At 59.6% G+C, this 13,679-nt stretch carries 11 protein-coding genes; 5 read left to right on the top strand and 6 right to left on the bottom strand.

What is annotated here, in order from left to right; all coding sequences use genetic code 11:
* The first annotated feature begins 128 nt into the window (after positions 1–128).
* From AB6V08_RS19730 to AB6V08_RS19720, 3 genes are read left to right on the top strand one after another with little or no spacing between them, the layout of a single operon-like run.
* The gene (locus tag AB6V08_RS19730; RefSeq protein WP_368544503.1) at positions 129–1,940 is read left to right on the top strand and encodes a beta-glucoside-specific PTS transporter subunit IIABC; all 1,812 of its coding nucleotides are present in this window, start codon (positions 129–131) and stop codon (positions 1,938–1,940) included.
* On the top strand, positions 1,940–3,403 hold the full coding sequence (locus AB6V08_RS19725) for a glycoside hydrolase family 1 protein (RefSeq protein WP_368544502.1): 1,464 nt from the start codon (positions 1,940–1,942) through the stop codon (positions 3,401–3,403). The genes AB6V08_RS19730 and AB6V08_RS19725 overlap by 1 nt, the downstream gene beginning before the upstream one ends.
* Before the next feature lie 23 nt (positions 3,404–3,426).
* Positions 3,427–4,263 (top strand): PRD domain-containing protein, encoded by an 837-nt coding sequence (locus AB6V08_RS19720; protein WP_368544501.1) that lies wholly within the window; start codon positions 3,427–3,429, stop codon positions 4,261–4,263.
* 7 nt (positions 4,264–4,270) lie between these two features.
* On the opposite strand, the gene metE is transcribed toward AB6V08_RS19720, so the two are convergent.
* Positions 4,271–6,532 carry a 5-methyltetrahydropteroyltriglutamate--homocysteine S-methyltransferase gene (metE, locus tag AB6V08_RS19715; RefSeq protein WP_368544500.1) on the bottom strand — a complete coding sequence of 754 codons (2,262 nt, stop codon included), beginning with the start codon at positions 6,530–6,532 and terminating at the stop codon, positions 4,271–4,273.
* A gap of 235 nt (positions 6,533–6,767) precedes the next feature.
* Between metE and metR the strand changes: the two genes are divergently transcribed.
* A complete protein-coding gene (gene metR / locus AB6V08_RS19710) occupies positions 6,768–7,721 on the top strand; it encodes an HTH-type transcriptional regulator MetR (protein ID WP_368544499.1) in 954 nt (317 codons plus the stop codon).
* Here the strand turns inward: metR and AB6V08_RS19705 are convergent.
* The 3 genes from AB6V08_RS19705 to pldB form a co-directional block, all read right to left on the bottom strand.
* A complete protein-coding gene (locus AB6V08_RS19705; RefSeq protein WP_368544498.1) occupies positions 7,609–8,508 on the bottom strand; it encodes a carboxylate/amino acid/amine transporter in 900 nt (299 codons plus the stop codon). The genes metR and AB6V08_RS19705 overlap by 113 nt on opposite strands.
* An 82-nt stretch (positions 8,509–8,590) precedes the next feature.
* Positions 8,591–9,391 (bottom strand): sugar/pyridoxal phosphate phosphatase YigL, encoded by an 801-nt coding sequence (yigL, locus tag AB6V08_RS19700; RefSeq protein WP_368544497.1) that lies wholly within the window; start codon positions 9,389–9,391, stop codon positions 8,591–8,593.
* Positions 9,392–9,416: 25 nt separating this feature from the next.
* A complete protein-coding gene (gene pldB, locus AB6V08_RS19695; protein WP_368544496.1) occupies positions 9,417–10,409 on the bottom strand; it encodes a lysophospholipase L2 in 993 nt (330 codons plus the stop codon).
* 109 nt (positions 10,410–10,518) lie between these two features.
* Here pldB and rhtB point away from each other — a divergent pair, with 109 nt between their 5' ends.
* Positions 10,519–11,139 (top strand): homoserine/homoserine lactone efflux protein, encoded by a 621-nt coding sequence (gene rhtB / locus AB6V08_RS19690; RefSeq protein WP_368544495.1) that lies wholly within the window; start codon positions 10,519–10,521, stop codon positions 11,137–11,139.
* Here rhtB and rhtC read toward each other — a convergent pair.
* Positions 11,136–11,756 (bottom strand): threonine export protein RhtC, encoded by a 621-nt coding sequence (rhtC, locus tag AB6V08_RS19685; protein ID WP_368544494.1) that lies wholly within the window; start codon positions 11,754–11,756, stop codon positions 11,136–11,138. The two genes, rhtB and rhtC, sit on opposite strands and share 4 nt — an antisense overlap.
* Positions 11,757–11,817: 61 nt before the next feature.
* On the bottom strand, positions 11,818–13,647 hold the full coding sequence (gene recQ, locus AB6V08_RS19680; RefSeq protein ID WP_368544493.1) for an ATP-dependent DNA helicase RecQ: 1,830 nt from the start codon (positions 13,645–13,647) through the stop codon (positions 11,818–11,820).
* Positions 13,648–13,679 lie beyond the last annotated feature (32 nt).

Here is a 13,679-nt window from a genome sequence, read left to right as displayed (position 1 = left end):
AATCTGGACGATATAAAACCCACAGGCGTGTAACTACGATCCGTAGGCAAGACCTGAAGCCCCTCTCCTCTTTCGAGTGGAGTGGGGCTTCAGGTCTTTTTTTTTGCTCTGGAGACAGGGGCCAGAACATGAACCACTTGCAGACTGCGCTGGATATCATCGCCCAGGTCGGTGGCGCTGAGAATATCGAACACATTGAACACTGCTCGACGCGCTTGCGCCTGAGCCTGTACGACAACGGCAAGGTCAACGAAGCCGCGCTCGGCGCTATCGACGGCGTGCTGGGGGTACGCGTGAACGTGCAGTGCCAGGTGATTATTGGTCACGAGGTGGTACAGGTGTATGACGCGGTGCGCTCGCTGGTTGGCTCCCCGCAGAGCGGCGGGCAGCCTGCGCGCGCCAAAGTCAGCCGCGGCGCGCAGGCTGTCGACTTCGTGATCAGCGTTTTCCAGCCGCTGGTGCCCGCTATTGCCGGCGGCGGGGTGCTGAAATCCCTGCTGCTGCTACTGGACGTACTGGGCTGGCTGAGCCGCGACAGTTCCACCTACAAGGTGCTGGATAACATCGGCTCCGCGCCGCTCTACTTCCTGCCGATCCTGGTGGCGATCACCACCGCCATGAAGCTGAAGGTCAACGTGCTGGTCGCGGTCTCTGCGGTGTCGGTGATGGTGCTGCCCGCCATGACCAAACAGCTCGCGGATGGCGCGGCGTTTATGTCGTTTGACCTGCGCAACGTGGCCTACGCCTCGCAGGTGTTTCCCGCGATCCTGTGCGTGCTGTTTTACGCGCAAACCGAAAAGCTGTTTAACCGCTACTCCCCCGGCGCGCTGCGCATCTTCCTTTCGCCGATGCTCTCGCTGCTGGTGACCGTACCCGTCACGCTGCTGATCCTCGGGCCGCTCGGCTATGAGCTGGGCGCCGGGCTGGCAACGGTAATTTTATGGCTCTACGGCAAGCTGGGCTTTGTGGCGACCGGGCTGCTCGCCGCCGCCCTGCCCTTTATGGTGGCCGCGGGCATGCACAAGCCGATGCTGCCCTACGCGGTGGCCTCGATGAGCCAGTTCGGGCGCGAGATGCTCTACCTTCCCGCCTCGCTGGCGCACAACATCGCCGAGTCCGGCGCGTGCCTGGCGATTGCGCTCAAAAGCAAAGACAAGGTGCTGAAGTCCACCGCCTTCTCCGCCGGGATTTCCGCGCTGTTCGGCATTACCGAGCCCGCGCTGTACGGCGTCACCTTACTCAATAAAAAAGCGCTCTACAGCGTGATCCTCGGCAGCGTCGTGGGCGGCGCGTTTATCGGCTGGATGGCAATCCAGGCCTTCGCGCTCGTCGGGCCGGGGCTCGCCAGCATCTCAATGTTTGTCTCACCGGATGATCCGATGAACATCGTCTGGGCCTTTGCCGGGGCGGGGCTGTCGTTCGCCGTGGCCTTTATCAGCGCCTTTGTCCTTTGGCGCGACCGGGCGACGGAAAACGCCGACGAACTCACGTTCACCCGTCCGGTTGAAGGGCAAATTATTCCCCTGGAGAACGTCAATGACGACGTCTTCTCGCGCAAGATTATGGGCGACGGCATTGCGATTGTGCCTTCTCAGGGCATTCTGCGCGCCCCGGCGGACGGCACGGTGGTGAACGTGTTCGACAGCGGGCACGCGCTGAGCCTGCTTACCGACGCGGGCGTTGAGCTGATTTTCCATATCGGAATCGACACCATCCGGCTCCAGGGCGAGGGCTTCTCACCCCGGGTGAAAGAAGGCCAGCACGTGAAGAGCGGCGATACGCTGATTGAATTCTCCCTCGACGCCATTACCGCCGCCGGGCTGGATCCGGTGGTGATGATGGTCGTCACTAACGGCGAGCGATTCTCGCTGACACCAGGTAATACCGACGATAAAAACAAAAATCCTCATATCATCATGACCCTTAAGGAGTCCGTGTAATGGAAAAATCCCTCCCGTTTCCGCAAGGTTTTTTATGGGGCGGTGCGATAGCCGCTAATCAGGCCGAAGGCGCATGGAATGTTGACGGCAAAGGCCCGTCCGTAGCCGATGCCATCACCTGGAAACCGAACCTGTCCGTGAAGGATTACAGCGGCCATATGGCGCTGACGGACGAGAACATCCGCGACGCGTTTGAAGGCAAAAACGACGCGCTCTACCCGAAACGCCGCGGCATCGATTTTTATCATCACTACAAAGAGGACATCGCCCTGTTCGCCGAGATGGGCTTCAGGGTGCTGCGCGTGTCGATCGCGTGGTCGCGCATTTTCCCGACCGGGGAAGATGCCGCGCCAAACGAGGCGGGCCTGCAGTTTTACGAAGAGATGTTTCGCGAGCTGCGCCGCCACAACATCGAGCCGCTGGTGACGCTCTCGCACTACGAGATGCCGCTGGCGCTGAGCGAAAAATACAACGGCTGGGTGCACCGCAACGTGGTGGACGCCTTCGTGCGCTTCAGCAACGTCTGCTTCGATCGCTATAAAGACCTGGTGCGCTACTGGCTAACCTTCAATGAGATCGACAGCATTCACCGCCACCCGTTTACCACGGCGGGCATCCGGGAAGAGAAAAGCGCCCCGGGCAAGGCGCAGCAGGATATCTATCAGGGGCTGCACCACCAGTTTGTTGCCTCTGCGCTGGTGACGCGCGACTGCCACGCCAAAATCCCCGGCAGCCAGGTGGGCTGTATGCTGACCAAGCTCACCACCTACCCGCACAGCTGCCGCCCGGAGGACGTTGAGGCGACGCTGAAAAAGAATCTGGAGAACTACTTCTATGCGGACGTTCAGGTCTTTGGCGAGTATCCGCCGCTGATCCTGCGCGATCTGGCGCGTCGCGATATCCAGATCGAGATGCAGGCCGACGATCGCCACATTTTAAAGCAATATACCGTCGATTTTGTCTCTTTTAGCTACTATATGTCGATGACCGAATCCACGCAGCCGGACGCGGAGCGCATCCCGGGCAATACGGTTCTGGGCGTGAAAAACCCCTACCTGCCCGCTTCGGAATGGGGCTGGCAGATTGACCCGGTTGGCCTGAAGATCTCCCTGCTTGAGCTGTACGACCGCTACCAGAAGCCGCTGTTTATCGTTGAAAACGGGCTTGGGGCGAAGGACGTGGTGGAAAACGGCGAGATCCACGACGGCTATCGCATCGACTATTTCCGCGCCCACTTCGAACAAACGTTGGCAGCTATCAATGAAGGCGTAGATGTGATGGGATTCACCACCTGGGGATGCATCGACATTATCAGCGCGGGCACGTCGCAGATGTCCAAACGCTACGGGTTTATCTATGTCGACCAGGACGACGAGGGCAACGGCACGCGCAAGCGCCTGAGAAAAGACTCCTTCTGGTGGTACAAAAAAGTGATTGCCAGCAATGGCGCTGACATGAGCTAGCCCGCCGTGGCGCAGGAATAACCGTGATAACGATAAAGAAATCGCTTAACAACAGTATGCTGCTGGTCGACCACGACCAGCGGGAGATGATCCTGTTCGGCAAGGGGATCGGCTTTGGCGCGAAGCCGGGCACCAGCATCGATATGGCGCAGGTGGAGAAAGTGTTTCTGCCGCTGAGCGATCTCAAGTCCCGCCATTTTTTATCCCTGACGGACACCATTCCTGCGGCCTTTTTTGACATCAGCCACGACATTCTTACCCTCGCGCGCAGCCACTGCGGGGATAAGCTCAATTCTGTTCTCCTATTCACCCTTGCGGAGCATCTGCACTTTGCCGTGGAGCGCTGCCGCAGCGGGCAGGTCATCCTCAATAAGCTGAGCTGGGAAGTGAAGCGCTACTATCCCCAGGAGTACGGCGTGGGGTTGCTGGCGCGCGCGGCGGTGAACGAGCGGTTTGCGGTGGCGCTGCCGGAAGACGAGGCGGTGAATATCGCCTTTCATCTGATTAACGCCAGCAGCCCGGACGACGACGGTAACGCCCACCAGCAGGTGGCGCTGGTAAACCGTATCGCCGAGATTGTGCGCTACAAGCTGGGCAAGACCGTTGATACGCAGTCGGTGAACTACATGCGCTTTATTACCCATCTGCGCTATTTCGCCGAGCGGGTGCTGGCGGGGAAAATAGTGCTGAGCGAAACCGAGGATTTTTATCAGGAGCTGATGCGCCATCGCCCGGACGCGATGACCGTGGCGTGGACGATCCGCGACTACGTGCAGGAAAAACATCAGCTCACCCTGCCGAAGGATGAGCTGACGTGGTTAAGCATTCACATTAGCCGGCTGATGGACGGGCAGGCGTAGGCCGGGGTTAACCCTGACGTAAGTTCTGCGCCGCCTGCACCATGTTCGCCAGCGCCGCGCGGGTCTCCGGCCAGCCGCGGGTTTTGAGGCCGCAGTCCGGGTTCACCCACAGGCGCTCGGCCGGAATGCGCTGCGCGGCTTTTTGCAGCAGGGCTTCGATCCACTCCACGCTCGGCACGTTCGGGGAGTGAATGTCGTACACGCCCGGCCCGATTTCGTTCGGGTAGTCGAACTCCTCGAAGGACTCCAGCAGCTCCATGTCGGAACGCGAGGTCTCGATGGTGATCACGTCGGCGTCCAGCGCGGCAATCGAATCCATGATGTCGTTAAATTCGCAGTAGCACATGTGGGTGTGGATCTGCGTGTCGTCCTTTGCCACCGCGGCGTTGATGCGGAACGCTTCCACGCCCCACGTTAAATAGGCATCCCAGTCGCTGCGGCGCAGCGGCAGGCCTTCGCGCAGGGCCGGTTCGTCAATCTGGATAATGCCAATGCCTGCGGCTTCCAGATCCGCCACCTCGTCACGCAGGGCCAGCGCAATCTGCTTCGCGATGGTTTCGCGGCTTACGTCTTCACGCGGGAACGACCAGCAGAGGATGGTCACCGGGCCGGTCAACATGCCCTTCACCGGCTTGTCGGTCAGCGACTGGGCGTACTTCGCCCACTCCACGGTGATGGCTTCCGGGCGGCTAACGTCGCCGATCACCACCGGCGGCTTCACGCAGCGGGAGCCGTAGCTCTGCACCCAGCCGTTCTGGGTAAAGACGAAGCCGTCCAGGTGTTCACCGAAGTACTCCACCATGTCGTTACGCTCGGCTTCACCGTGAACCAGCACGTCCAGGCCTAAACGCTCCTGCTCGACAATCGCCTGCCTGATATGCTCGGCGATGCCCGTGCGGTAGTTTGCCGCATCCAGATTGCCCTTTTTGAAGTCCAGACGCAGGCCGCGAATTTCGGTGGTCTGCGGGAAGGAGCCGATTGTCGTCGTCGGCCATGCGGGCAGGCTGAAGCGGGCGCGCTGGGCTTCGGCACGAACCGCGTAAGGGTTCTGCCGCTGGCTGTCCTGAGCGGTGATTGCCGCCAGGCGTTTTTGCACCGCCGGGTTGTGCACGCGAGCCGAGTGGCGACGCGCCTGAATCGGTGCGCTCCATGCGTTAATCGCGGCGGTATCGCCGCTGTTCAGGGCATCGCGCAGCAGCGCCAGCTCTTCACATTTTTGCAGGGCGAAGGCAAACCAGCTTTTTACTTCCGCATCGAGGCGGGTTTCGACGCTCAGATCGATGGGGCTGTGCAGCAGGGAGCAGGAAGAGGCCACCCACAGCTCGCGTTTGCCGACGATGTCTTTGATCTGCGCGTATTTCTCGCTGAGATCGGCGCGCCAGACGTTACGGCCGTTGACCAGCCCGGCGGAGAGCAGCCAGTCGGCGGGCAGTCGCTTGTGCAGTTCGGCAACGTCGTCTTTACCGTGAACCAGGTCAACGTGCAGGCCCTGAACCGGCAGCGCGGTAATAGCATCGAGGTTCGGCGTGACGCCTTCGAAGTAGGTGGTCAGCAGCAGCTTCACCTGGCCGGTAAGGGCGTCGTAGGCCGGCTTGAAGGCGTCGAGCCATGCCTGCGGCAGCTCCAGCACCAGCGCAGGCTCGTCGATTTGCACCCACTGAATGCCGCGCTTGCCCAGCTCGCTCAGCACCTGTTTGTAGACCGGCAGAATATCCTTCAGCAGGCTCAGGCGGTCGAACGCCTCGCCCTTCACTTTACCGAGCCACAGGTAGGTGACCGGCCCCAGCAGAACGGGTTTCACCTGATGCCCAAGCGCCAGCGCTTCGTCCACTTCGTCGAGCAGCTGGGTCCAGGTCAGCTTGAAATGCTGGCCTTTGACGAACTCCGGCACCATGTAGTGATAGTTGGTGTTAAACCACTTGGTCATTTCCGCCGCCGCCGCGGGCTCCCCGGTTGGCGCGCGGCCGCGTCCCAGACGGAACAGGGTGTCGATATCAACTGACCCATCTTTGTTCTGATGACGAGCCGGCACGTTGCCGAGCAGCAGGCTGGTGGTCAGAACATGGTCGTACCAGGCGAAATCGCCCACCGGCAGCAGGTCAATACCCGCCTGCTTTTGCTGATCCCAGTGGCGGGCGCGCAGTTCGCGGCCCACCGCCAGCAGCTCTTCACGCGTGGCGTTACCCGCCCAGTAGCTCTCTTGTGCTTTTTTCAGCTCGCGACGAAGCCCGACGCGAGGGAAACCGAGGGTGTGGCTGCGAATAGTCATGTTTTCTTCCTCTCGTTAATTGTAAATCCTTTGGATTTTGAATTCAGGGAAGGCGGCAAGTTTGCTCATCTCCGGGCGCTTACTGGAGTCAGTGACCGGGGTGAGAAACGCAGCCAACGCGCCGTAAATTTAAAAGACGAAGGATTTTAGCCGTCCAGATGTTTACACATCCATAATTGGCAGTTACTGTATATTCCTCAAGCGCAAAATGTTCATGGCGAAGTGAAGGACTTTCATGATCGAAATTAAACACCTGAAAACGCTACAAGCGTTGCGGAACTGCGGCTCTCTTGCGGCGGCGGCGACAGCCCTGCACCAGACCCAGTCCGCCCTTTCTCACCAGTTCAGCGATCTGGAACAACGCCTTGGCTTCCGTCTGTTCGTGCGCAAGAGCCAGCCGCTGCGCTTTACGCCGCAGGGCGAGATTTTGCTCCAGCTGGCGAATCAGGTGCTGCCGCAAATTGCCAGCGCGCTGCAGTCGTGCAACGAGCCGCAGCAGACCAAACTGCGCATCGCCATTGAGTGCCACAGCTGTATTCAGTGGCTGACCCCGGCGCTTGAGAACTTCCGCCAGAAGTGGCCGCAGGTGGAGATGGACTTTACATCCGGCGTGACCTTCGACCCGCAGCCGTCGCTGCAGCAGGGCGAGCTGGATCTGGTGATGACCTCGGACATTCTGCCGCGCAGCGGCCTGCACTATTCGCCGATGTTTGATTACGAAGTGCGCCTGGTGCTGGCGCCGGATCATCCGCTGGCAACCAAAACGCGCATTACTCCGGAAGACCTGGCGACAGAAACGCTGCTGATCTATCCGGTGCAGCGCAGCCGCCTGGATATCTGGCGTCACTTCCTGCAACCGGCAGGCGTTAGCCCGCAGCTGAAAAGCGTGGATAACACCCTGCTGTTGATTCAGATGGTGGCGGCCCGGATGGGGATCGCGGCGCTGCCGCACTGGGTGGTGGAGAGTTTTGAACGCCAGGGTCTGGTGGTGACCAAAACCCTGGGTGAAGGACTGTGGAGCCGGCTGTACGCCGCCGTTCGCGATGGCGAGCAGCGTCAGCCGATTACCGAAGCGTTTATTCGCTCAGCGCGGAACCACGCGTGCGACCATCTGCCGTTTGTGCGGAGCGCGGAGCGACCCAGCGGCGATGCACCCACAGTGAAACCAGGATCACCGTCCCCCCAATAATGAAGCTCGGCCAGTGCGGCTGTTGCTGCCAGATGGCAAGGTTCACCAGCAGCCCCGCAGGCACGTGAACGTTGTTCATGATCCCCAGCGTACCGGCGTCTACCTGCGTAGCGCCGTAGTTCCACATGAAGTATCCCAGCCCTGACGCCACCACGCCCAGCCAGACCAGAATGCCCCACTGCACGGTGGTAGTCGGCAGCTTTTGCGGGTTGCCGAGCATAAACCAGGCCGCCACCGCCACAATCGCCGCGCCCATGTAGAACCAGGCGAACGCGTTGTGCTGCGGCATCGGGCGGGTTTCCATCAGGCGTTTATAGCCCACCATGCCGATGGCGAAGCTGATGTTGGCGAGCTGGACGAACATCAGTCCGGTCCAGAAGTGATCGCTCACTTTGTCGTAGCGAATAATCGCCGCCCCAATCACCGCCAGCGCGGCGCTCAGCAGGTATCCCCAGCGCAGGCGGCGCTTGCTCAGCAGGTCGTAAATCAGGGTGATGTAGAGCGGCGTGAGCACGGTAAAGAGCAGGAATTCAGAGACCGACAGGTAGACGTAGGCCCGGAAGCTGAACAGATACATGATGCCAAGCTGCATCGCGCCCACCAGCATATACAGCAGGAGGGTTTTCAGCGTCTGCCCACGGGTACGCAGGAACGGCAGGAACACCAGCGCCGCCAGCCCCACGCGCATCAGCACGGAGAAATAGCTGTCGACCGAACCGGCAAGGTATTCGCCAATCAGGCTAAACGAGAAGGCCCACAGGATGGTGGTGATAATGAGTAGCGCCACAATGCTTGTCTCTCAGAAAGAAGGACAGGCATTGTAGCGAACTCTTTAGTTGACAACTGAACAATAAATAACCGAATGAAGATTATTCAAGGAACAGCTTGCGCAGGTATTTTGGCACTGCGTTGTCCGCGTTGGTGCCGATCACTTCCAGCTCCGGGTGTAAATCTTTCAGGCGCTGGTGCGCGTTTTCCATGATGCAGCCTTTGCCCGCCATGGAGAGCATCTCGGCGTCGTTCATGCCGTCGCCAAAGGCGATGCAGTCTTTCAGCTCAAAGCCCATACGCTGCGCGACCGCTTCCAGCGCGTGACCTTTGGACACGCCGCCCGCCATTACTTCGAGACAGGTCAGCGTGGAGAAGCTGACGTTAACCCGGTCGCCCCAGCGCGCGTTGATCGCCTGCTCCAGCGGCAGCAGCTGTTCGTGGCTTTCGCAGGTGAAGAACACTTTGCTGATCCCTTCTGGCTCCAGCAGGCCCGGCTCGTACAGGCTGTAGTTGAAGACCGCTTCCTTGAAGAAGCGCATTTCGTCCGGGCGATGGCGGTTCATAAACCACTCGTCGTCGCGATACACGTTGGTCAAGATGTCCGGGTTGTTGTTCACCACGCCGAAGAGATCGGCGGCGATATCGCGATCGAGGTTATGGGTGAAGATCAGGTTGCCATCGGTGTCGTGAACGCGCGCACCGTTGGAGGTGATCATATAGGCTTTGATATCCAGATTATCGCGGATCTGCCCCACGTCCACGTGGTGGCGGCCCGTCGCAAACACGAAGTTCACGCCGCGGGCTGTCAGGAGTTTCAGGGTTTCTTTCGCGTAGGGCGACAAGGTGTGATCGGGAGAAAGCAGCGTGCCATCTAAGTCAGACGCAACAACCTGGTACATAGGGAAATTTAACCTCAATAGAAAATCAGTTATGCCTGTCGAAAAACTCGACGATGGCGTTGAGCGCGACTGAGCGCATGGCGTCCTTTTCAAAAAGGATCTCATGGTACGCGCCTTTTATGACCAGCGGTTTACCCCCTTCGCAAGGGGAACCGGCGGCGGCGCGCAGTTCACAAAAGCGGTCGTGCATGCGGTTATCCACCACACGCTCCTCTTCCGCCTGAATCAAGAGCATTGGCGTGTCGTCATCGCCCGCCCCTGCCAGCACCTGCTCGCCGGCAAGAATGCCTTCCCGCACCCAGTGCCAGGTGGGGCCGCCCACCCGCAGTCGGGGTTCATCGGCATAAAAACGCAGGTTGCGGCGATAACGCTGCGCGCTGTGGGTTAATACGTTGATGGCGAAAGGCAATGCCCGCCAGCGCCCGGTTCCGATGGCATACCCTTCACGAATGCGCTGATGGCCCTCAGCCCAGTCGAGTAAATGGCGTACCATCCAGTCGGGAAAACGTATCACAATGCCGTACATCGGCGCGGTCAGGGCAATGGCATCACACTGATGCTCATAGCGCTGCAAAAAGAGCGTAGAAATTGCGCCGCCCATCGAGTGCGCGAGGATATAACGCTTGCGCCACGGGCCGGGCTGAACTTCCTGCTGCCAGAACGCGGCCAAATCCTCAACGTAATCGCTGAACTGCTCAACGTGGCCGCGATGGGTATCCGGCAGCATTCGCCCCGAAAGCCCCTGCCCGCGGTGGTCAATGATCAGCACGTCAAAGCCGAGATGGTGCAGGTCATAGGCCAGCTCGGCGTACTTCACGTAGCTTTCAATACGCCCCGGGCAGACCACAATAACGCGATCGTTTTTCTCATCCCGGAAGCGCACAAAGCGTACCGGAACATCACCGACACCAATAAACTCATCTTCCTCACGCTGCCGCCAGAACTCGGTAAGCGGGCCCATAGAGAACGCGGCAAAAGCGTTTTCTCGTGTTTCCCAATCCTTTTTCTGCTGAAACATCGGGTTTCCACCCCCGTAAGCCAAGGAAAATCGTTTTTTCGTGACAGGTCACAAAATGACTCAACAATAGCGTATTGTGGCATAAAAACAGACGATCAGGGAGATTCAAATGACCTTCGAATGGTGGTTCGCCTACCTTCTGACATCCATCATCCTCAGCCTTTCGCCGGGCTCTGGCGCCATCAACACCATGACCACCTCCATCAACCACGGCTATCGCGGCGCAGTGGCATCCATTGCCGGACTGCAGGCCGGGCTGGGCATTCACATCGTGCTGGTGGGGATCGGTCTGGGGACGCTGTTCTCCCGCTCGGTGCTGGCGTTCGAAGTGCTGAAGTGGGCCGGTGCGGCGTACCTCATTTGGCTGGGTATTCAGCAGTGGCGCGCGGCAGGCTCGATTAATTTGAACACGCTCGCCCAGACGCAGTCGCGCGGGCACCTGTTCAAGCGCGCGGTGTTCGTGAACCTGACCAACCCGAAAAGCATCGTCTTTCTCGCCGCCCTGTTCCCGCAGTTCATCGTGCCGCATCAGCCGCAGGTGATGCAGTACGTGGTGCTCGGCGCGACGACCATTATCGTCGATATTATCGTGATGATTGGCTATGCGACCCTGGCGCAGCGGATTGCGGCGTGGATCAAAGGGCCTAAACAGATGAAGGCCCTGAATAAGGTGTTCGGTTCGCTGTTTGTGCTGGTTGGCGCGCTGCTTGCGTCAGCGCGTCATGCTTAGCGAGAGATGATCAGGTGGATGCCGAAGCCGGTGAACAACGCGCCGGCGAAGCCGTCAATCCACTTCGCGATGCGCTGATAGCCGCGGCGCATCGCCGGTAGCGCAAACAGGCTTGCCACGATGGTGAACCACGCGAAGGTTTCTACCACGATCAGCAGGAAAATCCCCCAGCGCGCGCCCGCGCCGACGCTGTCGCCGACGAACAGCGAGAACACGGAGCCGAAATAGATAATCGCCTTCGGGTTCGCCAGGTTGGTCAGCAGCCCTTTGATAAAGCTTTTGCCGCTGGTCGCCAGCTCGACTTTGGGCTCTTCGGCTTTTTTCTCTTCTTTCTTGAGCGCCCCGCGCAGCATCTGGTAGCCCATCCAGCACAGGTACAGGCCGCCGCCGACCATAATGATGTTATGCAGCCAGGCCATTTTCGCGAGGATCAGGTTCAGGCCAAGCAGCGCCACCGCCGCCCACACCATAACGCCCATGGTGATACCCAGTACGCCCATCATCGCCTCTTTGCGGGAGCGGCTGACGGCAGTTTGCGACACGAAGAAAAAGTCAGGGCCAGGGCTCATCAGCGCAACGATGTGCACCAACGCCACTGTGAGAAATAGCATTAACATAATTAACTCGCGGGGAAATAATTCAGTGAGTCATCATCCTGGCACTTTTTAGCCCGGCTGACTACTCCTCATCATCTCCGTCGGCGTGAGAGCGGATAAGCGCCATAAACTCTTTACCAAAACGCTCGAGCTTGCGCGTGCCGACGCCGTTAACGCTGAGCATCTCGCTGGCGCTGAGCGGCATCTGCTCGGCCATTTCGATGAGCGTCGCGTCGTTGAACACCACGTAAGGCGGGATATTCTCCTCGTCGGCGATGGCTTTACGCAGCTTGCGCAGTTTGGCGAACAGCTTGCGATCGTAGTTCCCGCCGTAGGATTTCTGCATCACGCGCGGCTTGAGGGCGATCACGCGCGGAACGGCGAGCTTAAGCTCAACTTCACCGCGCAGAACCGGGCGCGCCGCTTCGGTCAGCTGCAGCGCAGAGTGCTGGGCGATATTCTGGGTGGCAAAGCCCAGATGGATGAGCTGGCGGATAATGCTGACCCAGTGTTCATGGCTCTGCTCTTTGCCAATGCCGTAGACCGGCAGCTTGTCGTGGCCTAAATCGCGAATACGCTGGTTATTGGCCCCGCGCAGCACTTCCACCACGTAGCCCATCCCGAAGCGCTGATTGACGCGCCCAATGGTCGAGAGCGCCTTACGCGCATCCAGCAGGCCATCGTACTGTTTCGGCGGGTCGAGGCAGATATCGCAGTTGCCGCACGGCTCCTGACGCCCTTCGCCGAAGTAGTTGAGCAGCACCAGACGGCGGCAGGTTTGCGCTTCGGCAAACGCGCCCATCGCGTTGAGCTTGTGGCGTTCGATATCCTGCAGCTGACCCTGCGGCTTCTCTTCAAGGCAGCGGCGCAGCCACGCCATATCCGCCGGATCGTAAAACAGCATCGCCTCTGCGGGCAGGCCGTCACGCCCGGCGCGTCCGGTTTCCTGATAGTAGGATTCGATATTGCGCGGAATGTCGAAATGCACCACAAAGCGCACGTTGGGCTTGTTAATCCCCATCCCGAACGCCACGGTCGCGACCACGATTTGCAGGTCGTCGCGCTGGAATTTCTCCTGCACGTCGGCACGAATGTGGTTTTCCAGCCCGGCGTGATAGGCCGCCGCGCTGAACCCGCGGTTCTGTAGACGCGCGGCGGTGTCTTCCACCTTCGCGCGGCTGTTGCAGTAGATGATGCCGGACTTGCCGCGCTGCTCCTGCACGTAGCGTAAGAGCTGATCCAGCGGCTTGAATTTTTCCATCAGCATGTAGCGGATGTTCGGGCGGTCGAAGCTGCTGACCTGAATAAACGGGTCTTTCAGCCCCAGCAAGCGCACGATGTCCTGACGGGTAGTGTCGTCCGCCGTGGCGGTGAGCGCCATAAACGGCAGCTCGGGGAAGCGCTGTCGCAGCTGGCCGAGGGCGGCATATTCCGGACGGAAATCATGCCCCCACTGGGAGATACAGTGCGCTTCATCCACCGCCAGCAGCACCGGATTCCAGTGCGCCAGGTGGTCGAGGAAGTTATCCAGCATCAGGCGCTCTGGCGCGATGTACAGCAGGCGGATCTGCCCGGTACGGCAGCCCGCCATCACCTCTTGCTGCTGTTCGCGGGTCTGCGTGGAGTTAAGACAGGCCGCCGCCACGCCGTTGGCGAGCAGCTGATCGACCTGGTCTTTCATCAGTGAAATGAGCGGCGACACCACGACCGTGAGGCCGTTAAGCACCAGCGCGGGAACCTGATAGCAGAGGGACTTACCGCCGCCGGTAGGCATCACCACCAGACAGTCGCGGCCTTCCAGCACGGTATCGATGATGGTTTCCTGGCCAGGGCGGAACTGCTGATAGCCAAAGGTTTCATGCAAAACCTGTTTAGCCAGCGATTCCTGATTCAATACTTCCGCCTGCGCCACATTAACCCCATCTGCCAGAAACAAAACAGGCG

Origin of the sequence: Enterobacter soli (genome assembly GCF_964208575.1) — a bacterium.
Taxonomy (GTDB): Bacteria; Pseudomonadota; Gammaproteobacteria; order Enterobacterales; family Enterobacteriaceae; genus Enterobacter; species Enterobacter soli_A.
This window is presented reverse-complemented; position numbering and strand designations above follow the sequence as displayed.

What these genes read in the sequence shown, in the direction of transcription:
- AB6V08_RS19730 (WP_368544503.1), top strand. Translation starts at nt 129, where the DNA reads ATGAACCACTTGCAGACTGCGCTGGATATCATCGCCCAGGTCGGTGGC.
- AB6V08_RS19725 (WP_368544502.1), top strand. Translation starts at nt 1,940, where the DNA reads ATGGAAAAATCCCTCCCGTTTCCGCAAGGTTTTTTATGGGGCGGTGCG.
- metE (WP_368544500.1), bottom strand. Translation starts at nt 6,532, where the DNA reads ATGACTATTCGCAGCCACACCCTCGGTTTCCCTCGCGTCGGGCTTCGT.
- metR (WP_368544499.1), top strand. Translation starts at nt 6,768, where the DNA reads ATGATCGAAATTAAACACCTGAAAACGCTACAAGCGTTGCGGAACTGC.
- yigL (WP_368544497.1), bottom strand. Translation starts at nt 9,391, where the DNA reads ATGTACCAGGTTGTTGCGTCTGACTTAGATGGCACGCTGCTTTCTCCC.
- pldB (WP_368544496.1), bottom strand. Translation starts at nt 10,409, where the DNA reads ATGTTTCAGCAGAAAAAGGATTGGGAAACACGAGAAAACGCTTTTGCC.
- rhtB (WP_368544495.1), top strand. Translation starts at nt 10,519, where the DNA reads ATGACCTTCGAATGGTGGTTCGCCTACCTTCTGACATCCATCATCCTC.
- rhtC (WP_368544494.1), bottom strand. Translation starts at nt 11,756, where the DNA reads ATGTTAATGCTATTTCTCACAGTGGCGTTGGTGCACATCGTTGCGCTG.